The organism is Christiangramia qingdaonensis, from assembly GCF_048381525.1.
GTDB lineage: Bacteria > Bacteroidota > Bacteroidia > Flavobacteriales > Flavobacteriaceae > Christiangramia.
In genome coordinates, this window is sequence record NZ_JBLWIM010000008.1 from 325,649 (window position 1) to 346,019 (window position 20,371).

23 protein-coding genes are annotated in these 20,371 nt (G+C 38.2%); 19 read left to right on the forward strand and 4 right to left on the reverse strand.

All coding sequences use genetic code 11. The annotated features are described in order from the left end of the window. A partial coding sequence (locus ACNI3T_RS02145) for a carboxypeptidase-like regulatory domain-containing protein (RefSeq protein WP_418226436.1) occupies positions 1 to 800 on the reverse strand: 800 nt, incomplete at its 3' end. A gap of 195 nt (positions 801 to 995) precedes the next feature. On the opposite strand from ACNI3T_RS02145, the gene ACNI3T_RS02150 reads away from it, so the two are divergent. Then, the gene (locus tag ACNI3T_RS02150; protein WP_322302306.1) at positions 996 to 1,793 is read left to right on the forward strand and encodes an HAD family hydrolase; all 798 of its coding nucleotides are present in this window, start codon (positions 996 to 998) and stop codon (positions 1,791 to 1,793) included. Here ACNI3T_RS02150 and ACNI3T_RS02155 read toward each other — a convergent pair. Together ACNI3T_RS02155 and ACNI3T_RS02160 are read right to left on the reverse strand one after the other, a co-directional pair. Continuing rightward, positions 1,786 to 2,544 carry a hypothetical protein gene (locus ACNI3T_RS02155; RefSeq protein WP_418226437.1) on the reverse strand — a complete coding sequence of 253 codons (759 nt, stop codon included), beginning with the start codon at positions 2,542 to 2,544 and terminating at the stop codon, positions 1,786 to 1,788. The genes ACNI3T_RS02150 and ACNI3T_RS02155 overlap by 8 nt on opposite strands. A 39-nt stretch (positions 2,545 to 2,583) precedes the next feature. Then, a complete protein-coding gene (locus ACNI3T_RS02160; RefSeq protein WP_418226438.1) occupies positions 2,584 to 3,522 on the reverse strand; it encodes a L,D-transpeptidase in 939 nt (312 codons plus the stop codon). 231 nt (positions 3,523 to 3,753) lie between these two features. Here ACNI3T_RS02160 and ACNI3T_RS02165 point away from each other — a divergent pair, with 231 nt between their 5' ends. The 12 genes from ACNI3T_RS02165 (at position 3,754) to ACNI3T_RS02220 (ending at position 14,019) form a co-directional block, all read left to right on the forward strand. Further along, positions 3,754 to 4,089, forward strand: a complete 336-nt coding sequence (locus tag ACNI3T_RS02165; RefSeq protein WP_141877244.1) for an ArsR/SmtB family transcription factor — start codon at positions 3,754 to 3,756, stop codon at positions 4,087 to 4,089. Between the two features lie 46 nt (positions 4,090 to 4,135). Next, on the forward strand, positions 4,136 to 4,600 hold the full coding sequence (locus ACNI3T_RS02170; protein WP_418226439.1) for a DUF6428 family protein: 465 nt from the start codon (positions 4,136 to 4,138) through the stop codon (positions 4,598 to 4,600). Between the two features lie 9 nt (positions 4,601 to 4,609). Then, positions 4,610 to 5,224, forward strand: a complete 615-nt coding sequence (locus ACNI3T_RS02175) for a low molecular weight phosphatase family protein (protein WP_418226440.1) — start codon at positions 4,610 to 4,612, stop codon at positions 5,222 to 5,224. Continuing rightward, positions 5,217 to 6,269, forward strand: a complete 1,053-nt coding sequence (arsB, locus tag ACNI3T_RS02180) for an ACR3 family arsenite efflux transporter (RefSeq protein WP_418226441.1) — start codon at positions 5,217 to 5,219, stop codon at positions 6,267 to 6,269. The genes ACNI3T_RS02175 and arsB overlap by 8 nt, the downstream gene beginning before the upstream one ends. 136 nt (positions 6,270 to 6,405) lie before the next feature. Further along, positions 6,406 to 7,686: a hypothetical protein gene (locus ACNI3T_RS02185; RefSeq protein WP_418226442.1), complete on the forward strand. Its 1,281-nt coding sequence runs from the start codon at positions 6,406 to 6,408 to the stop codon at positions 7,684 to 7,686. Positions 7,687 to 7,727: 41 nt separating this feature from the next. Continuing rightward, entirely contained in the window at positions 7,728 to 8,540 is an 813-nt protein-coding gene (locus ACNI3T_RS02190) for an alpha/beta hydrolase (RefSeq protein ID WP_418226443.1), read from the forward strand. Between the two features lies 1 nt (position 8,541). Then, positions 8,542 to 8,901, forward strand: a complete 360-nt coding sequence (locus ACNI3T_RS02195) for a cupin domain-containing protein (protein ID WP_418226444.1) — start codon at positions 8,542 to 8,544, stop codon at positions 8,899 to 8,901. Between the two features lie 83 nt (positions 8,902 to 8,984). Then, positions 8,985 to 10,889 (forward strand): S9 family peptidase, encoded by a 1,905-nt coding sequence (locus tag ACNI3T_RS02200; protein ID WP_418226445.1) that lies wholly within the window; start codon positions 8,985 to 8,987, stop codon positions 10,887 to 10,889. Between the two features lie 144 nt (positions 10,890 to 11,033). Beyond that, on the forward strand, positions 11,034 to 12,134 hold the full coding sequence (locus tag ACNI3T_RS02205) for an MFS transporter (protein ID WP_418226845.1): 1,101 nt from the start codon (positions 11,034 to 11,036) through the stop codon (positions 12,132 to 12,134). A 38-nt stretch (positions 12,135 to 12,172) separates the two neighbouring features. After that, positions 12,173 to 12,622, forward strand: a complete 450-nt coding sequence (locus tag ACNI3T_RS02210; RefSeq protein WP_418226446.1) for a DUF1801 domain-containing protein — start codon at positions 12,173 to 12,175, stop codon at positions 12,620 to 12,622. A gap of 135 nt (positions 12,623 to 12,757) precedes the next feature. Continuing rightward, positions 12,758 to 13,216 (forward strand): DUF4168 domain-containing protein, encoded by a 459-nt coding sequence (locus ACNI3T_RS02215; RefSeq protein WP_418226447.1) that lies wholly within the window; start codon positions 12,758 to 12,760, stop codon positions 13,214 to 13,216. Positions 13,217 to 13,437: 221 nt separating this feature from the next. Continuing rightward, positions 13,438 to 14,019, forward strand: coding sequence for a M48 family metalloprotease (locus tag ACNI3T_RS02220; RefSeq protein ID WP_295182579.1), 582 nt, complete (start codon positions 13,438 to 13,440; stop codon positions 14,017 to 14,019). On the opposite strand, the gene ACNI3T_RS02225 is transcribed toward ACNI3T_RS02220, so the two are convergent. After that, entirely contained in the window at positions 14,016 to 15,551 is a 1,536-nt protein-coding gene (locus ACNI3T_RS02225; RefSeq protein WP_418226448.1) for a GH3 family acyl-acid amido synthetase, read from the reverse strand. The genes ACNI3T_RS02220 and ACNI3T_RS02225 overlap by 4 nt on opposite strands. Before the next feature lie 227 nt (positions 15,552 to 15,778). Here ACNI3T_RS02225 and ACNI3T_RS02230 point away from each other — a divergent pair, with 227 nt between their 5' ends. The 6 genes from ACNI3T_RS02230 to ACNI3T_RS02255 form a co-directional block, all read left to right on the forward strand. Beyond that, the gene (locus tag ACNI3T_RS02230; protein ID WP_295182577.1) at positions 15,779 to 16,366 is read left to right on the forward strand and encodes a carboxymuconolactone decarboxylase family protein; all 588 of its coding nucleotides are present in this window, start codon (positions 15,779 to 15,781) and stop codon (positions 16,364 to 16,366) included. Between the two features lie 15 nt (positions 16,367 to 16,381). Continuing rightward, complete coding sequence (locus tag ACNI3T_RS02235) at positions 16,382 to 17,251, forward strand: histidine kinase (protein WP_418226449.1); 870 nt, start codon at positions 16,382 to 16,384, stop codon at positions 17,249 to 17,251. Continuing rightward, positions 17,248 to 17,616, forward strand: coding sequence for a response regulator (locus ACNI3T_RS02240; protein ID WP_418226450.1), 369 nt, complete (start codon positions 17,248 to 17,250; stop codon positions 17,614 to 17,616). The genes ACNI3T_RS02235 and ACNI3T_RS02240 overlap by 4 nt, the downstream gene beginning before the upstream one ends. Next, on the forward strand, positions 17,617 to 17,853 hold the full coding sequence (locus tag ACNI3T_RS02245) for a DUF3820 family protein (protein ID WP_141877230.1): 237 nt from the start codon (positions 17,617 to 17,619) through the stop codon (positions 17,851 to 17,853). Positions 17,854 to 17,964: 111 nt separating this feature from the next. Next, positions 17,965 to 19,605 (forward strand): CTP synthase, encoded by a 1,641-nt coding sequence (locus ACNI3T_RS02250; RefSeq protein ID WP_418226451.1) that lies wholly within the window; start codon positions 17,965 to 17,967, stop codon positions 19,603 to 19,605. Positions 19,606 to 19,650: 45 nt separating this feature from the next. Further along, positions 19,651 to 20,371 (forward strand): YidC/Oxa1 family insertase periplasmic-domain containing protein (locus ACNI3T_RS02255; protein WP_418226452.1); only part of this gene is annotated, 721 nt, incomplete at its 3' end.

A 20,371-nucleotide genomic window follows, 5' to 3' on the forward strand; every position in this document is an offset into this window, starting at 1 on the left:
GCTGCCACTCGGTTGAGTCCATAGCTACCGAGCGTATAATTAATATTTCCGCCGAAATAATCATATGGCCTTTTTGTGGTGATATTGATCAAGCCTCCGTAGGAAATAAGACTGCTCCCATACAAAGTCCCGGAAGGCCCTTTTATCACTTCGATGTTTTCAATATTTGCGGGATCCGGACTGCCATTGGTAAGAGCTGGCAAGCCATTAACCATAGTTGGCTGTACAGGAAAACCTCTAAGTGAATAATACCCTGCGCCATCTCCACCTCTACCTGTAGATTCCCATAATTTGGTTATTCCCGAACTATTTTTTAAAGCATCATCAAAATTTGTAACGATTTGCTCCTCAAGTAATTCTGCAGTTATATTGTCATAAACCTGGGGATTCTCAATATTCTTTAATGGTAATTTTGAAACGTATGCGCTTTTAGCACGATCATATTTATTCGAGTTCCCATTTCCCTGGATTATTACTTCCTCCAGCTGTTCTTCACTAGATCTCAATACGATATTGGGAAGACTGGTCGTTTTACCCGGCTGAATTGTAATTGCGATTTCTTTTGGCTCATATCCAACATAAGACACTCTTAGAAGATAATTACCATCAGGAACGCTTTCGATTATATAAGCACCTTCTCGATTTGTTTCTGTTCCCATTCCTGTACCCTGGACATCTACATTCGCTGGAGAAATCGCCTCCCCTTTTGAATTAGTAACCTTTCCCCTGATATTTCCAGAATTCTGAGCTAATGCGGTATAACCGAAAAAGAGAAAAAGTAGTAGTAATTTATGATTCATCTGTTTGATTTTATTTAGACTTGATATAAATAGTGACACAAACATACTACGTCATTCCGAATTTAAAAACCTTATTTAGAACAATTTTAAATAAATTATTCTAAATATTTGATTCTGAAAGTCTTCAGAATTAATATAATATTAAAGTCCGCCCAAATTGATTATAGTATTTTTGCAGCTTCTAAATTTGCAGATATGATTAAGTTTATAGTGACCGACGTTGATGGCACCCTCCTAAATGACCAGCACGAGATTCATCCTGACTTCTGGAGAATGGAGGAAGAATTGAGTGCTAAGGGAATACAATTTTCCATTGCCAGCGGCCGACAGTTTTATAATCTGGAAAGCAAATTTGAAAGGATTAAGCATCGCACCATGTTCTTCGCAGAGAATGGAACTTATGTATCATTTAAGGGTAAAGAACTCTATGTGAATCCCATAGAAAAGAACGCTGCCATTAATTTTATAGAGATGGGCCGTAAACTGGAAGATACCTACGTTGTGCTCTGCGGAAAAGATTCAGCTTATATAGAGACGAGTGATAAGAAATTCATTGATCATATTTCTCAGTTTTATGAACGTTTGAAAGTTGTGGAAGATCTTACGGAAGTGGATGATACCTATCTGAAAGTTACGTACTGCAATTTCAATGGAGTTGAAGATAATACATATCCACACTTTGTCGATTATACAGACCGTTTCAAGGTTGCGATCGCTGCAAAGATATTCATAGATATCACAGCGCTAAATGCAAATAAAGGAAATGCTATCAAAGGAATTCAAAAGGAAATGAATTTTACTGAAGAAGAAACTTTGGTATTTGGAGATTATCTGAATGACCTCGAAATGATGAAGGTTTCAGCTCATAGTTACGCTATGAAAAATGCTCATCCTGAAGTTAAAGAGGCCAGCAAGTTCATTACCAGTCATGACAATAATGAGCATGGCGTGCTCAGAACGATCTCAGATCTGGGACTCGCAAGTTTTAGTTAACCATAAAATTAGTACGATCTACCCCGGTATTTCCTGTAACAGGATCAAATGCCTGGATGATTAATTCGTACGAACCTTTTTCTAAATTAGCTTTTCCCACGAAATTACTGGAACCTCCCTCCTGTTCCATTTTTACGGTTTTGGTATCCATGTTCTCACTTTTTAAGATCGCGTTCACTTCATACTGGTTCGCGTCCCATAGACCTCCTTTGGTAATGGGACAACCACACATCATTACAATATTTGCCTGAAATTTAATTTCTGAACTGGAATAGGATTGGTGTGTTTGCGGAGTAACAATATCCACTACGAATCCTGGTATTTTCAGGATGATACCTTCCCCGGTGATATCTTTACCAGGAAGCAGCCATAATTGCGTACTTGATTTTACACGAGCCTGCTTCTTGTTCCAGGGTGCGTAAGCTTCTATAGTTACAAATCTTGGTTCTGCTATCTGAACCTTAGCGTTAAAACCTGCAGTTTGATCATCGGTAATTCGCTTCCCTCTTGTTTGAGCCTGCTTCATGATCTTTTCAGTATTACCAGTGCTTCCTTCTGTAATACCTTCTGCCAGAATTTCATTTGTCAATGCGTCCTTGATCAGGATTTTAGCTCCACCAATAGAAGAGCCTATAAATTTAGCGTCGCCGGCCTGCGCTCTTATCATTACTTCTACCTCCTGAGCAGAACTAATAGCAGAAACAGAAAATATAAGCGCACAAAAAAACCGGTAAAAATTATTGCTATACATAGTAATGATCTTTACCGGCTAATTTAAGAAAACTAAGTTTTATGCATCGGCTAATTCAGCATCCTTCGTTTTCGAAACAATATTATGATAGTTCTTTGGATCTTCCTGGTAATCAATTACGTACTCCCTGATCGTGTTTAATTCATCCTGAGTAAGATCATTCGCTTTCATATTTTGCTTGAGGTCTAACCATGGTTTGTTGGCGGAATGGTCATACTCCCCAAATACCATAAACGGTGTTCCATTAGATTCAATATTTGAATTTTCCAGCTCCCACATGCTAGCCCAATCAAAAATATACTTGGCGTCATCCATGTATAATCTTACACATCCATGACTTGCTGGATATCCTGGAAGTGCATACTGGTGCACCCCAACACCCTCAAAATTCATAAAATTGAAATAATATGGAAGTATCCATGAAGCATCTACCGTACTTACCTTTCTTTTCGCCTTGTAATTCCCGTAATTAAGTCCTGCCGGAGTTTGTGTTGAACCCTTCCCGGTACTAACCGGTCCCCATTTTACCAGTTCTCCATTTTCGTAAAGCCCGAATGCCTGTACTCTTTTATTGATCAAAACAGTCTTAGGGATGCAATGCAACTCCTGGAGATCTTCTGGAAACGGACTATAATTGTTGAATTCTTCCGCAGCACATTCTGGAATTACGAGTGGGCGGTTAGGACGTAGTTTATTTTTTTCGATACGATTTATGGCAAGAACTGTTTTCAGTTCGTCGTCGTTATAATTACTAAGCAAACTATCTATAGTCTCACGAGATTTTAATGAATCCACGATGTATTTCACTTCCTTTCGGAAAATTTTCGCTTCACTTTTGATAACGGGATTTTTCATACTCAATTCCTGAGATTGCTCTTCCTTTACTGGTTCCTGAAGCTGTGGATTGGAATTACAGGAGAACAACAAAATTCCGGCTAGTAGACTTAAATAACGAAAAGGTGTGATTGAACTGTTCATTGTAATTGTAGTTAGTTTTAAACGAAAATACATTTGAACACGCGTATCTACTGCTAATCCTGAGTTAAGGCTTTGTTGGCTTTATGATAATTAACCAATTTTAAGAGCATTTCTATACAAGTATTCCTAATATTTTAAGATTTAGAGCATTTTTCAAAATGTCTGGAAAGATTTCAATTAATGTTGGTGTAGTTATTTATTCATCGTAATATTGCAATATAATTATATCGAATGGGAGTTACGAAGACCGATCTATTTTCTAAAGAACAGAATGAACTTGCATGTTATGCCAAAGTACTGGCTCATCCTGCAAGAATTGCCATTCTTCAATTTCTTCTGAAATCTGATAGGTGTATCAATGGAGATCTGGTGAACGAACTTGGTCTCGCCCAGGCTACAATAAGTCAGCATTTACGTGAGCTGAAAAATGCCGGAATTATTCAGGGATCCATTGAAGGAGTGTCTGTTAGTTATTGTATTGATACGACCAACTGGTATAAAATTCAGCAATTACTGAATGTATTATTTGATGGTTTAAAGACTCCCGAACCGAAGGATTGCTGCTAAAAAAATTTAAATATTAACATCGTAATATTACGATAAATCGAAGACTATGCTTTTATCAGAATTTAAAAAAGAACTTAAGAACTTAAGCCGACTATATTTTGAACTGCCAGGCGGTGAGCTTGTACCTTCTCATTTTCACGTGACTGAAGTTGGAAGTATTCGCAAGAATTTTATCGATTGTGGTGGTGTATTAAGAAATGAGCGCAAGGTTTCTTTTCAGCTTTGGGAAGCCGATGACTACGATCATCAATTACATCCGGAAAGATTAATGCAGATCATTTCCATTGCTGAAGAAAAACTTAACCTTCAGGATGTTGAAATCGAAGTGGAATATCAGGGTCAGAGCATCAATAAATATCATCTTGATTTTGACGGAGAAAAATTTCTCCTCTTAAATACACAAACCGACTGCCTGGCAAAAGATAATTGTGGAATTCCAGAATCCAAACCAAAAGTAAAATTAGCAAACGTCTCAGAGCAACAATGTTCTCCAAATTCAGGTTGCTGTTAATTAATCGCTATGAACAACATATACCCAGAACTTAGTTCAAAGATCAAGGAACTTGAAAAGTTATCAATTTCCGAAGAGAGAAAGGAAGTACTTCAACCTCTAGTGGAATTCATCTCTAAAAAGATCAATTCAGAAGACACACTGCAACTCAATTTCATCTGTACACACAATTCCCGACGTAGTCAGCTTGCGCAAGCCTGGGCTATGGCAGCATCAGATTATTATAAAATTCCAGCCAGGTGCTATTCTGGTGGAACAGAAGCTACTGCTTTCTTTCCGCAGGCCATTGTAACTTTGAGTGAAACTGGTTTTGGTATTGAAGAGAAACCTGGTGAGAATCCAGAAATCAAAGTAGATACTGGTGCTAGTTCAAATACTTTTTATTCAAAGGTATTTGACGATGAAAAGAACCCGACGAAGAACTTTGCTGCGGTAATGACCTGCAGCCATGCAGATGAGAATTGCCCGTTCATAGTTGGTGCAGAATCCAGAATACCCTTGAACTACGAAGATCCCAAGAGCTTTGATGATACAGTTGAAATGGCAGAGAAATATATGGAACGAAGTGACCAGATAGGTTCTGAAATGTTATATGCCTTTAAAAAAGCGAACTCCAATGGTTAAAAAACTAAACTTTCTTGATAAAAACCTAACGCTGTGGATCTTTCTTGCTATGGCTATTGGTGTGATCCTGGGCAATATAATCCCTGCGATTCCAGAGCAAATTAATGCAATGAGTTCCGGGTCTACAAACTGGTTACTGGCCGTTGGACTCATTCTAATGATGTATCCTCCACTAGCCAAAGTTAAGTACAGACTCCTACCGAAAGTATTTAAAAATGTCAAAATTCTAACGCTGTCTCTGGTACTTAATTGGATTGTAGGTCCATTTCTCATGTTTTTCCTTGCCATTACCTTTTTGCACGATCATCCGGAATATATGATCGGACTTATATTAATAGGACTTGCCAGGTGTATCGCAATGGTGTTGGTATGGAATGACCTCGCTGAAGGTAGTAGTGAATACGGAGCAGCCCTGGTAGCGCTCAATAGTATTTTCCAGGTTTTCGCGTACAGTTTTTATGCATGGATCTTTATTACCTGGCTTCCCCCTTTCTTCGGATTCGATTCTGCCATTGTAGATATTTCTATTGAAAGCGTTGCAGAAAGTGTTTTAATTTACCTTGGAATACCCTTCGTGTTAGGTATCTTAAGCCGAATTATTCTGGTGCGTCTAAAAGGGGAATCCTGGTATGAAAACAGTTTTATCCCAGCAATTTCACCTATAACCTTAATTGCCTTACTTTTCACCATCGTTTTGATGTTTTCGCTGAAGGGTAGTTTAATTGTTGAAATTCCATTTGATGTCTTACTCATCTCGGTTCCGCTACTTATTTATTTCTGCCTTATGTTTTTGATCAGCTTTTTCGCTAGTAAATTGCTTGGAGCCAGCTACGAACGGAATGCTTCTGTTGCTTTTACGGCAGCTGGAAATAATTTCGAACTGGCGATCGCGGTTGCCATTGCAGTATTTGGTTTAAATAGCGGTCAGGCATTCGCAGGAGTCATTGGTCCGCTTGTAGAAGTGCCAGCCTTAATTTTACTGGTTCGGGTTTCTTTCTGGTTGAAGAAGAGATTTTACAGGGATACCGCAGTTAAGCATGCCTGAAAATCTTAAAGACTGATGAGTTTAGCTCTGTGGAAATAACATAGCAAATTGATAGAATTTACCAATTTTATAACGCTTTTAGCTGAAATATTACGGGTTGAAAACCTTAGTTTTATTTTATTAAGCTGAAAGCAGTATGAAGAAGGTTTTAATTATTTTTTTGGGAGTAGTCATCATCCTCATTGGCTTGATCTACCTATCTGTTTCCAGCAGCCAGAAAACTTTTGAGACCTGCACTATTTCAAATCTGGAAGAGCTTCAAAGAACAAATTTCAGAAACCATGATTCGGTTTTAATCGCTCCAAGCACTTTGTATGAAGCTAATCTTCTAAAGGATTTAGTGCAGGGAAGTAACTATCGCGATGCCTGGTCTGAAAAAGTGAAATTTCCAATTGTTTTTCTGGATACCCTCTACGGTGGCATGGAAATCATCAAAGAAGGCGGAGGTAAACAAACGCATTCCTTAAAATTACGCTCGAAGAATGATATCATTTATACCTTGCGTAGTGTCACCAAAGATCCTGAGAAAATTATCCCTGAAATTGCAGAAGATCTTGGCCTTGAAAATATTATCGTAGATGGCATATCTGCCCAACATCCCTACGCGGCGATCCTCGCAGCAGAGTTAGCTCAGAAACTTGACATTCTACATACACATCCCAGAATGGTCTTTATCCCTAAGCAAGAAGTACTGGGTGATTTTAACAAGAAATTTGGCAACCGACTGTTCCTTCTTGAATATGAAACCGAAAGCAAAGCCAATTGGACTTCGCTTAAAAATGTTTCAGAAATTATTGAAACCAAAGACCTTCAGAAATTAAAATTTGAATCAAAAGCAAAGATCTTAGTTGATCAAGATGCTTTGATAAAAGTAAGATTATTCGATTTACTCATAGGTGACTGGGATCGTCACGCTGAGCAGTGGGGCTGGGTAATCCAGAAATCTGATCGGGGAAATGTCGCAACACCTGTTGCTGGCGATAGAGACAATGCATTTTTTTATATTTCTGGCTTGATTCCTTCCATAATTACAAATAAAAATGTTGAGCCACTGGTTCGACCATTTGAGAAAGAGATCGATCATATGCCCGGCCTGGTTTATCCCTTCGACCGCTATTTCCTCTCCAATACTTCGGAAGATATGTTCATAAAGCAAGCGAATGAACTTCAGAAAAGTTTGAGCGATGAAATAATAGCTAATGCGTTTGAAGCCTGGCCAGAACAAATCAGAAAGCTAAACGAAAAAGAAATAGCCGAAAAACTTAAGAGCCGCAGGGAAAAACTTCAGGAATATGCTACGCAATTCTTTCAGCAGATACAAGAACAGGGGAAATTAAGCGAAGCCTTAAAAGGATCTGAAGATCTCGAACTAAGTTCTTCGCAACTTGCCTGCTTTGATTGCGATCTTGAAAATTAGATCTTAAAATGTATTTTTGATATTCATTAATACGTCATTCTTTGAGAAATCTCTTTTCCATCATTTTATTAAGCTTCTTCTGCCCTACGCTACTAATGGCCCAGAGTACACTTTCTAAAAATGTAAAAACATTTGAGATAGAGGCACCCCAATTAAATAGCTATAAAAAGATATGGATCTATCTTCCTGCAAATTATGATTTGGATAAGCAGAAATATCCAGTCATATATATGCACGATGCACAGAATGTCTTTGACGATTCTACCGCTTATGCTGGTGAATGGAATGTTGATGAATTCCTGGACGAAACTCATTCGGAAAAAGCGATCATTGTAGCCATTGAACATGGTGGGGACAAAAGAATTTCAGAACTTACTCCTTATCCAAACGAAAAATACGGCGGTGGGAATGGGAAGAAGTATCTTGATTTTATAAGATATACTCTTAAACCGCATATAGATGCAAGCTATCGTACCCTGGCAGATCAAGCAAATACAGGAATTTTTGGTTCATCGCTGGGTGGACTAATTAGTTTCTATGCCGCATTTGAATATCCTGAAGTCTTCAGTAAAATAGGTGTCTTCTCTCCCAGTTTCTGGTTTAGTGAACAGATCTATGAAAAAGTAAAAAATTCAGAAATTACGAACGATCAAAAGTTTTATATACTAGCAGGGAAAAAAGAGTCAGATTCCATGGTCGAGGAAGTGAATACTATGCAAGACCTTCTAATTTCAAAAGGTTTTGAACCCCAAAACTTAATTGTAAAATTAGTCGAAGACGGAGAACATAATGAGAAGTTGTGGAGAGAGAATTTCAGCAAAGCCTATCAATGGCTGATAGAACCAATTGAATAAAATGAAAAAAGTCAATATTCAGGAAAAATTAGACCAGTTCCAGGATCACTGGAATCCCAGAATCGTTGGAGAATTAAATGGGCAGCAGGTTAAACTAGCTAAGCTCAAAGGTGAGTTTATCTGGCATACCCATGATGAAGAGGACGAATTATTCTGGGTCATTTCAGGAGTGCTAAAGATCGAATTTCGGGATAGCTCTGTCACCCTCAATCCTGGTGAGTTCATCGTTGTTCCAAAGGGCGTTGAGCATAAGCCCATTGCTGAAAATGAAGTTCAGGTAATGCTATTTGAACCGGTAGCGACCAAACATACCGGGAATGAAGAACACGAATTCACCAATAACAATCAGAAACATTTATAGTTCTGAACAACCTCGTATTTGAAGTTCCAATTTTCGTATATTAGTCTGATAACCAACACAATGTCTAACTAATTCGCGAAAAAATGAAATCGACCAGTTTCCTTATTATTTTTATTGCTGCCATACTAAGTGTACATGCTCAGCAAGAACCTACAGAATACAGTATTGAGCAATTCTATGAAAACACTCGTGTTACGGGTGGTAGTTTCTCTCCAGATGAATCCAAAATCCTGATAAGCAGTGATGAGTCGGGAATATTTAATCTTTATAAAATAGATATTTCAGATGGAAGCAAGACCGCTGTCACTAATTCTGAAAACGAATCTTTATTTGCGGTGGATTATGTACCAGGCTCAGGAGACATATTATATTCCGCAGATAAAGGAGGGAATGAAATTAACCATTTATACTTATTAAAATCCGATGGAACCTCCAAGGAACTGACTCCGGGAGAAAATGAAAAAGCCGAGTTCGGTGGCTGGAACGATACTGATTCTGCCCTGTATTATCTTTCAAACAAGCGAGACGCGCAATATTTTGACGTCTATACCATGGAAATTGGCAGTTGGGAACCAAAAATGCTCTATAAGAATGAGAAAGGTTATATGGTTTCTGATATATCAGCTTCAGGAAAATACCTTGTATTATCCAATGAGATCACAACCAGCGAAAATCAATTATTCTTACTAAATACAGAGACGGAGGAACTAACTGAAATATCCAAACCGGGATTTTATTATAGTGGTACGGGTTTTAACAAAGACGAGACAGAGCTCTACTATACAACCAATCACGGCGGTGAATTTAGCCGATTAATGGCATATGATATTGATACGAAGAAGTCTGATGTAATTTATGAAACGAACTGGGATGTAATGTACAGCAGTTTGAGTGAAAATGACACTTATAGAGTGATCGCTATTAACGAAGACGGGACAAATAAATTACTATTATGGGAAAATGCCAGCCAGACTCCACTGGAATTACCAGAGATTGAGGATGGCAATATAGTGGCTGCAAATTTTTCTGATAGTGAAAAGCTATTAAGACTTACGGTTGGAACTTCTAAAACCCCAAATAATATTTACGTTTACAATATTCAGACTAAGGAAATTAAAAAATTAACCAGCACTTTAAATCCGGAAATAGATACAGTCGACCTGGTTTCGGCTGAGGTGGTAAGGTATAAGTCCTTTGATGGTTTAGAAATACCAGCGATCTATTACAAACCTCTCAATGCTACTGCAGATAATAAAAAACCGGCCCTGGTATGGGTACATGGTGGACCAGGTGGACAATCCCGTGTAGGGTATTTTGCTCTTTTACAATATTTAGTGAATCATGGGTACGCTGTGCTCGCCGTAAACAACCGGGGCAGTAGTGGTTATGGAGCTAGCTTTTATAAAATGGATGACAAAAATCATGGAGAAAAAGATCTTCAGGATGTGATCTATGGAAAGAAATGGCTGGCATCCCAGGATTATATCAATGAAGACCAGATTGGAATTATTGGCGGGAGTTATGGAGGTTATATGACAATGGCTGCAATGACCTTCGAACCAGATGAATTTGAAGTAGGTGTGAATATTTTTGGGGTCACCAACTGGCTGAGAACATTAAAATCTATTCCGCCGTATTGGGAATCCTTTAGGAAAGCACTGTATGATGAATTAGGCGATCCTACTACAAAAGATTCCATAAGACTTAAAAAGATCTCTCCTCTGTTCCATGCTGAAAATGTAAAGAACCCGATTATGGTTTTACAGGGCGCCAATGACCCAAGAGTACTGCAGGTTGAATCTGATGAAATCGTAGAGGCAGTAAAAGCCAACGATGTTCCTGTTGAATATATGGTATTCCCAGATGAAGGTCACGGATTCATCAAGAAAGAAAATGAGATCAAAGGCTACCGGCAGATCCTTGCTTTTTTAGACAAGTATTTAAAAGACGAGGACGTAACAATGCCAGATAATGTATTAAAAGATTAATTTAGCTACTTGGCTAAATGCAATGAAGCAGGTGATATCCAGTAAGAAAATTAATCATTCTTGAAAATACCTTCCCGGATATTACCTGTTATTGTATTTGCACAATTTTGCGGTACTTCATTATGGTTTGCAGGTAATGCTGTGATGCCAGAGCTTATTTCAGTTTTTGAACTGTCCTCCAATGCTCTAAGCTTACTTACCTCTGCCGTCCAATCTGGATTTATTATCGGGACCTTATTATTTGCTATTTTAAGCATTTCAGATAGATTCTCTCCAACCCATGTATTTTTTCTATGTGCCATTTTTGGCTCGATTTGCAATCTTTCCTCGATTCTGGAAGACAACAACCTGTATAGTCTTATGATTATTAGGTTTCTGGTAGGATTCTCCCTCGCGGGTATCTATCCGGTTGGGATGAAAATAGCCTCAGACCATTACGAGAAAGGACTGGGCCGGTCCTTAGGCTTTCTGGTGGGTGCGCTGGTTCTAGGTACTGGTTTTCCGCATTTATTGAAAGCTACCAGCGAAATTGTTCAGTTAAGCTGGAATATGGTTATTATTAGCACTAGTACATTGGCGCTTCTGGGCGGACTTCTCCTCAAAATTTTGGTGCCCGATGGACCATTTCGAAAACCTCGTCAGGTAAAAAATCCACTAGATATTCTAAACCTTTTCAGTAATTCAAATTTTCGAAGCGCTGCATTTGGATATTTTGGTCATATGTGGGAACTCTACGCCTTTTGGGCTTTTATTCCTCTTATGTTGAAAATTTACAATCATTTTCATCCTGATAGTATCTCGAATATTCCTCTTTATAGTTTTCTCATCATTGGTTCTGGAGCGGTGGCCTGTGCTATTAGTGGTATTTTATCTGAGAGATTCGGGGTGGCCCGAGTCGCCAGAACAGCATTGACCTTTTCAGGGATATGTTGCTTCATTTCTCCGTTGCTAATATTATTTGCTTCGGAAGTGTTCTTTATTATTTTTCTGATATTCTGGGGTGTGATGGTAATTGCCGATTCTCCCTTGTTTTCAACACTTATCGCTAGATCTGCTCCTGCTGAAGGTCGGGGAACTGCACTTACATTAGTCAACTCTATAGGATATGCGATCACTATCGTAAGTATTCAGATTGTTGATATCAGTCAGGACTTTTTTCAACAGCAATATATCTTCCTGATACTCGCTGCAGGTCCTATTCTGGGAGTTCTTTATATTAGAAACTTCAGCAGCAAAAGTTTATAAAAGGAATCAACGGCATTTCTTATATTTAAGAAAATAAGATGATACAAATTGAAGCCAATACTCCAGAGCAGTATATTTCCGAAGTCCCAGCAGAAAGAAGAGAAGAACTTCAAAATTTGAGAAAGACAATTTTGGAGAATCTACCGAAAGGCTTTGAGGAAACTATGAATTATAAAATGATAAATTACGTGGTACCTCATTCTATATTTCCGGAAGGATATCATTGTGATCCTAAGCTACCACTCCCCTTTGCCCATCTTGCTAATCAAAAAAATTACCTTGTGCTATATCATTCAGGTATTTATGCAGATGCTGAGTTGAGAAGTTGGTTTATAGAGAGCTATAAAAGTATTACTGGAAAAAAACCTGATATGGGAAAAAGTTGTGTTCGTTTTAAGAATATTAAGCAAATTCCTTATCATCTTATCGGTGAGCTTATGACCAGAATCTCTGTTGAAGAATGGATTACACTCTATCAAAATCGTTGAAAGACATATAAGGTTTAACAGATTTGAGTCACTGCAGTTAAACCTGTCTTAAGTATTTCATCACCTTTCTTAAAGAATTGGTGAGCTTTACTGAATACTGTAAGTTCACCAGCTTAAATATAAAATAAAAGATTTATGAAAAAGATATTAGGTGGAATTGCGATGATCTTCGCATTGGGAACAGCAACGGTGAATGCTCAAAATGCACCACTACCACAACAACAAATAGAGGTAACCGATTCTGAATTAACTGAATTTGCTGAAGTTTTTCAAAAAATGAGAATGGTAAATCAGGAAGCTCAACAAGAGATGATACAGGTTGTCCAGGAACAGGAACTGGATCTTCAACGATTCAATGAAATTCATCAGGCAAACATGGATCCAAATAAGGAGGCGGAAACGACTGAAGCTGAATCAAAACAGTATAAAGTTATAGTTGCAGAACTGGAAGAGATTCAGCCACAATTTCAACAGAGAATGGAGAAATTGATTGGTGAAAGTAACCTTAGTAAAGAGCGCTACCAACAACTGGTAATGGCATTACAAAAAGATCCTGAACTTCAACAAAGACTGCAGAAGGTACTACAAGGATAATTTGTAACTTCTATGTATATAAAAGTGGGCTGTGCCCACTTTTTTTTTGCCTGTGATCGAAACATTTAAGTCTATTTTAAAATTCGAATGTTCCAGAGGCATCAATTTTGTTGTAATTTTAAAAATATTAAATAACTATGGCAAGCCTACAAAAAAGCAGATTCAGTATTATCATAATCATGATGATGTTTACGTGGTGCAATGCCCAGCAGAAATCGAACATGCATCAAAAGGACAGTTTAGAGTATAGCAACAAGATTGTACCAGATAATATATGGCGTGAAACCTACGTAGCGCTCTCTCATTACCCGGAACTTAAAGACACGCCAATTGAATTTAAGTTCAAAAAGAACATAAAAAAGTCATTTATGCAGGCTCAGCCAAAGTTGAGCGGATTCTTCAAAAACAGGAAGAATAGAAGCTATGTTATTTATATAAATGAAAAATTCAAGATCGAAGATGAGACCTTTAGCGTAAAGGACGTCCCTTCTGAAGTTTTAATAGGTTGGCTTGGTCATGAACTTGGTCATGTGATGGACTATCGCGATCGATCTGCCATAGATATGTTGTGGTTTGGAATTCGTTACGTAACCTCAAACAACTATATACGTGAAGCAGAAAGAGCTGCAGATACGTATGCTGTGAATCACGGATTAGGACAGAATATTATTGCTACTAAAGATTTTATCCTGAATCACTCTAAACTTAGTGAAAGCTATAAGAGCAGGATCCAGGATTTATATCTATCTCAGGAAGAGATTATGGTGCTAATTGATGAAATTCATGAAGAAGTTATCGATTAGTTCTTCGATTTGAGGTCTTTAATGAATTTTTCCCATTCTGCGAACTTCTCTTCATTCATTACTTTTTCCATTTTAACCTGGCCACCTTTTTTCTTGTTGGCTGCGTTCCATTCATGAAAAGTATTGGGATCTATAGTTTGTACACGAACACCTTTCAATGCTTTTCCACGAGCTACTTTGTAATTCTTATTGGCGTTTTTCAAAGCGTTATCCAGGCTTTCAGCTAATTTATCTGCATCTGCAGAATCCTCTGTCCCTAAATACCAGTAATGATAATATTCATTGTCTTCTCCCCGTTTAGCTGAAACTACATATTCTGGGATCCTGATATCATACTCTTCTTCAAGTTCCTGAACAGCATCGTTCATTTTGTTTACCGAAAGTTGAGATCCTACCACGTTCAGAAAGAATTTCGTTCTTCCTGTGATCCTGATCTCATGCTTTTCTTTATCTGTGAACTTAATGGTATCACCAATTATATACCTCCAGGCACCACTCACGGTCGAAATTAATAATACGTAATCAACTTCCTCTTCTACGGCGTCTATGGAAATAACCGGCGCATCATCTGTTAGTGATCCGTCCTGATTAATATATTCAGGCTTGAACGGTACGAACTCAAAATAGATACCATTATTGGTGATCAACTTCATTGAATGCGTATTCGGTCTTTGCTGAAATGCAAGAAACCCTTCAGAAGCCAGATAAGTATCAATAACCTGTACTGGTTTTCCCAGCAGCGCATTAAAACTTTTCTCGTATGGTTCAAATGCAACTCCACCCGAAGTATAAACCTGTAGATTAGGCCAGATCTCGTGTATATTATCAACATTATGATATTTAATAACTTCTTTTAGCATAAGTTCCATCCATGACGGAATTCCGCTTAATGCACCTATGTCCCACTCTTTTGCAGTCTCTGCGATCTTCTTTACACGCTCATCCCACTCATCAATTTTAGCGATCTCAACGCCTGGCTTATAATAACCTCTAAACCAGAATGGAATATTACTGGCGCTAATACCACTAATTTCCCCTTCTTCGTGATCTCCTTCCTTCTGCAAATCTGTAGAACTTCCCAACATCATGATTTCTTTTTCGAAGAAATCTGCTGGAAGATCAAAATGGCTAAGAGCACTCACCTGCTGTATTCCGGCATTCCGAATGGAATCAACCATATCTTCAGTCACCGGGATTCTTTTACTGGTCTTACCAGTAGTTCCCGAACTTAAAGCAAAATATGGTGGTGTACCCGGCCAGGTTACATCTGTTTCCCCTTCGTGGTATAAGTGCCACCACTCTTTATCGATCTTGTTATAATCAAAATAGGGAACTCTATTTGCAAATTCTTTTTCCACATCTTCTGCTTCAAGTATTTCTGCGAACTTGTAATGCTTTCCAAAGGCTGTATCTTTTGCCTTCTCTAATAGATTTTTCAAAACATCCAGTTGTTCGGTATTAGCGTCACCATCTGAAGTAAAAGAATCTTTTATATCAATTAAACTCTTGATTATAGAACCGAATATTGCCATTTCTCTATGTAGTTTTTAATCTATTCAAAACTAAAGATACCATCGCTCTCCTACTAAAGATTACAAAATATTTAACTCGTTAAGATTGTAGTCTATATCATACATTCTTATAAACTAGAGTAAGTATTTCTGAAAGAAAAAGTTAAATGCGCTTTCACATCGATGAAATGCAAAAAATAACTATAATATTTACAGTCCGAAAAATAAATTATAGCCTTTACAATTACATGAATCAAATCTTACCCCAGAACCAGTCTCGTTATAGAATGGTTTCCTACGATGAAGCTTCTCCTGAAGTTCAAACAATTTACGACGATACCAAAAAAACCTTACAACTGCCCTTCGTTTTAAACTGGTTTAAATGCCAGGGTGATAATGCGACTCTACTAAAAGGGAACTGGAGCAAATTGAAGAATACGCTTATGGAAGGTGAAGTTCCTAACGTATTAAAGCAATTGATCATCTACAACGTTTCAAAAGAGAGAGGTTGCAATTACTGTTCTCATGCTCACGGAATATTTGCAGATAGCATGAGTAGTATGATCTCGGAAGATGAAGGTTTTAAAGCTACACAACATATCAATAGTCCGTCGATGCCGGTAAGCTACCGAACCGCTGTACAGATCGTTACCAAAGCAGCTTTAAATCATTCAGATATCTCTGATGAAGATTTTAGTAGTCTGGAAAAAGCAGGTTTTACAAAGAGAGAAATCCAGGAGCTTATGGCTCAGGCAGATCTGGTAAACATGCTGAATACGATTGCAGATGTATCTGGAATAAAGATCGATAACGAACTTTTAGAAACTCCGGAATAAGGGTTTCCTTTTACGATGCAGGACATTAGCAGTAATACTTCCCAGCTTTACAGGATCACTTATGAAGCATACTCTAAGTTCGCCAACGGCATAAATCGTTGTTCGAACCTGGAAGAGATCGCCAATGTTTGTAGGACAAACCTGAAGTATCTTATTAATTTCAGGATCTTAAGGATGTGTATTATTCGGGAAAGAGATAATTTCATCGTTGAACAGTTCTCTGGTAACATCTGGTATGATTTTGATTCGGAAACCGAGATATTTCCTTACGAGAGAGATCTTAAAGAATCGGGCATTCCATTACTTACCGGAAGTATTCCAGAAAAACTCCTGAAGAATAAGATTAAAAGATCAGATTTATTTGATCCGGTACTCTGGGGATGGGCATTTGATAAGACTGACTCAAAGGTGATCGTATCATTGCTAGCCGATCAACACATGACCTTTTCAGTAGGAGATATTGATATTCTGAAGCTCGTAGTTGATTGTATACAATCCAAATTCAATGAGATCTATCTTAAAAAGCAGCTCGCTATTCAGAATAAAAATTTAACCGAAGCTTATGAGACTATTAAGCTTAAGAATGAGCAAATCGAAACGATCGTACGAAATCAACAGCAGACTATCAATAAACGAACCGAATCTATTGCCGAAAAAAATAAGAAGCTGCTTCATATCTCAGCCTTAAATGCGCATAACGTTCGTGAACCTTTGTCAAGGATACAAGGTATTGTACAGCTGGCAGAACTAGTGGATACCGAAACATTTAAAAGTGAAATGATGCCAAAACTGGAATCGACTGTTAACGAACTCGATGAGGTTTTGCACGAAGTAGTGGAAATGGCATCCAAAGAAATAGTGGCTTTAAAAGCTGAAGAATTATGAGTAAGATCTACCTGGTAGATGACCAGCCAATTTCGAATTTTATTACCAAGAAACTTCTTGAAATCGAGGGATATCAGGGTACTGTAAAAGATTTTACGAACCCGTGTGAAGCTATGGAGTTTGTATCTGAAGACAGTGATGCAATAATTTTTCTGGATCTAAATATGCCAGAAATGAACGGCTGGGAGTTTCTGGAAATGTTACAGAGCAGGAATTGTAGGCACCGTATCATCATTCTTACATCAAGTACCAGTAAGATCGATGTAGATAAGGCTAAGGATTATCCCGCAGTAATTAAATATATGGTGAAGCCCATGAATAAGCAGAAGTTTTCCGAACTTTCGGGACTTTTAAAAGCTTCCTGATTGCAACCAGATCCTCAAAAATTATTGGAATTAGCCTATGCCCAGATGCATTTTGGCAAATATAAAGGTGTTTATCTTTCAGATATCCCCGAACCATATTATGTATGGTTTAGACAAAAAGGATTTCCGCAGGGAAAACTTGGAGACCAGATGCAACAGGTTTATGAACTGAAAGTTAATAGTCTCGAGGGTCTCTTGAGACAAATTCGAATGCGCTATCCCCGGCCTAGAAAATAGGATCTTCTCCTGTTAAAAACCTCTTAAGATTAGAACTTCAAAGTAAGCGGTTTTTCTATTCTTCTTTGTAATTTAGCGCCCTGAATAACAACACAACAAACACGACTTAAAATGGCCAATACCAAGTATATATTCGTCACAGGCGGTGTATCTTCCTCTCTTGGAAAAGGAATTATTGCCGCGTCTCTGGCGAAATTATTACAGGCTAGGGGTTTTAGAACAACTATTCAGAAACTGGATCCATATATAAATGTAGATCCTGGAACTTTAAATCCTTACGAGCACGGAGAATGTTATGTGACTGAAGATGGAGCTGAGACAGATCTTGATTTAGGCCATTACGAGCGCTTTCTCAATGTAAATACCTCCCAGGCAAATAATGTAACTACCGGAAGAATTTACCAGAGCGTCATCGAAAAAGAGAGACGTGGTGAATTTTTAGGAAAAACAGTACAGGTAGTTCCTCATATCACCAATGAGATCAAGGAGAGAATACAAATTCTTGGAAAGAATGGTGAATACGATATTGTGATCACTGAGATTGGAGGAACTGTAGGTGATATTGAATCCCTGCCATATATTGAAGCAGTAAGACAGCTAAAATGGGAGCTCGGTGATGATAATGCTCTGGTAATTCACCTTACCCTTGTTCCATATCTTTCTGCTGCAGGAGAATTGAAAACCAAACCAACTCAGCATAGTGTAAAAACATTGATGGAAAGTGGTATCAAAGCCGATATTCTGGTATGTAGAACCGAGCATGAACTATCAGATGATATAAGAAGAAAGCTTGCTATCTTTTGTAATGTGAGACAGGAAGCTGTGATACAAAGTATCGATGCGCGAACAATCTATGATGTTCCAAACATGATGCTTAAGGAAGGTCTGGATACAGTAACTATGAAAAAGTTGGATCTCCCTACCGACTCTACTCCTAACCTTGATCGCTGGAATCAATTTTTGAAAAGACATAAGAATCCGAAGGCTGAAGTGCATATTGGACTTATTGGAAAATACGTTGAACTTCAGGATTCTTATAAATCTATTCTGGAGTCTTTCATCCATGCCGGCGCCGAGAACGAAGTTTCGGTTAAAGTAGAATACATTCACTCAGAATTTATAAACGACAGTACGATCCACAATAAAATAAGTCATCTTGACGGAGTCCTGGTTGCACCAGGATTTGGAGAACGTGGTATCGAAGGAAAGATCGATGCGGTGCGATATGCTCGTGAAAACAATTTGCCATTTCTGGGAATTTGTCTTGGGATGCAAATGGCTGTTATTGAGTTTGCCAGAAACGTACTTAAATTAAAAGGTGCGAATTCTTCTGAAATGGATCCTGAGACCAAGCATCCGGTAATCGATCTTATGGCAGATCAAAAAGAGGTTACGCATAAAGGTGGCACTATGAGACTAGGTGCCTGGGATTGTGAACTGAGCAAAAAGTCTGTAATTCATGACGCTTACGGAAAAGACATGATTTCAGAAAGACATCGCCATCGTTACGAATACAACAATAAATATAAAGAACAACTGGAAAATGCAGGAATGCTAAGTACCGGTATAAATCCAGAAACAAAACTGGTGGAAGTGATCGAACTTGCAGACCATCCATGGTTTGTTGGTGTTCAATATCACCCCGAATATAAGAGTACCGTGGCTAGTCCACACCCACTTTTTGTCTCCTTTGTAAAAGCTGCATTAGAATATTCAGAAAAGAAACAAAGTGCCAAAATGGCGCAGAAATAGAAACTGGTCGTTTATTTGACTGGGTAGATTAAGCAATACTAAGTAATGGAAGAAAAGAAAATTGACGTCCAATCCATCATTGGATTTATTTTAATTGGTGGTATCCTTCTCTGGATGCTTTACAACAACACTCCAGACGAAACGGAGAGCGTAGATGAAGTTACTACGGAAGAAAACATCAATAGAGATCAGGAAACAACTCCTGAGTTCGAAGAAAACACAGCCACACCAGCAAGCGACTCAACCGCTCTTGTAGATGCTCAAAAACGTCTGGGTGCTTTTGGATATTCTGAAACACTGGCTTCTGCTAAAGGAGGTTCTACGACGATTGAAAACGACCTGCTGGAGTTAAAGATCTCTAACAAAGGTGGTTACATTGAAGAAGCTAGACTGAAGAATTTCAAGACTTTCGATTCAATTCCCGTTTACCTTATCAAAGATGGAAACGCTTCCATGAACATGAGTTTAAACACTACTGATGGAAGAACTCTCAATACGGAACATCTATATTTTGAACCAGAGTTAACTGAAAGTAATGGAAACCAGATCCTGTCTATGAAACTTAAGGTTTCAGAAGATGAGTACCTGGAATACAGATACGCAATGAGACCGGGAGAATATATGCTGGATTTCAGCGTACGTTCAGAAGGACTAACCGGTGTATTGAATTCTTCAGCAACACCTGTACTTGACTGGAAATTGAAAGGATACCGTCATGCAAAGAGTATTTCTTATGAGAACAGGTACACTGACCTTATCTGGGAAT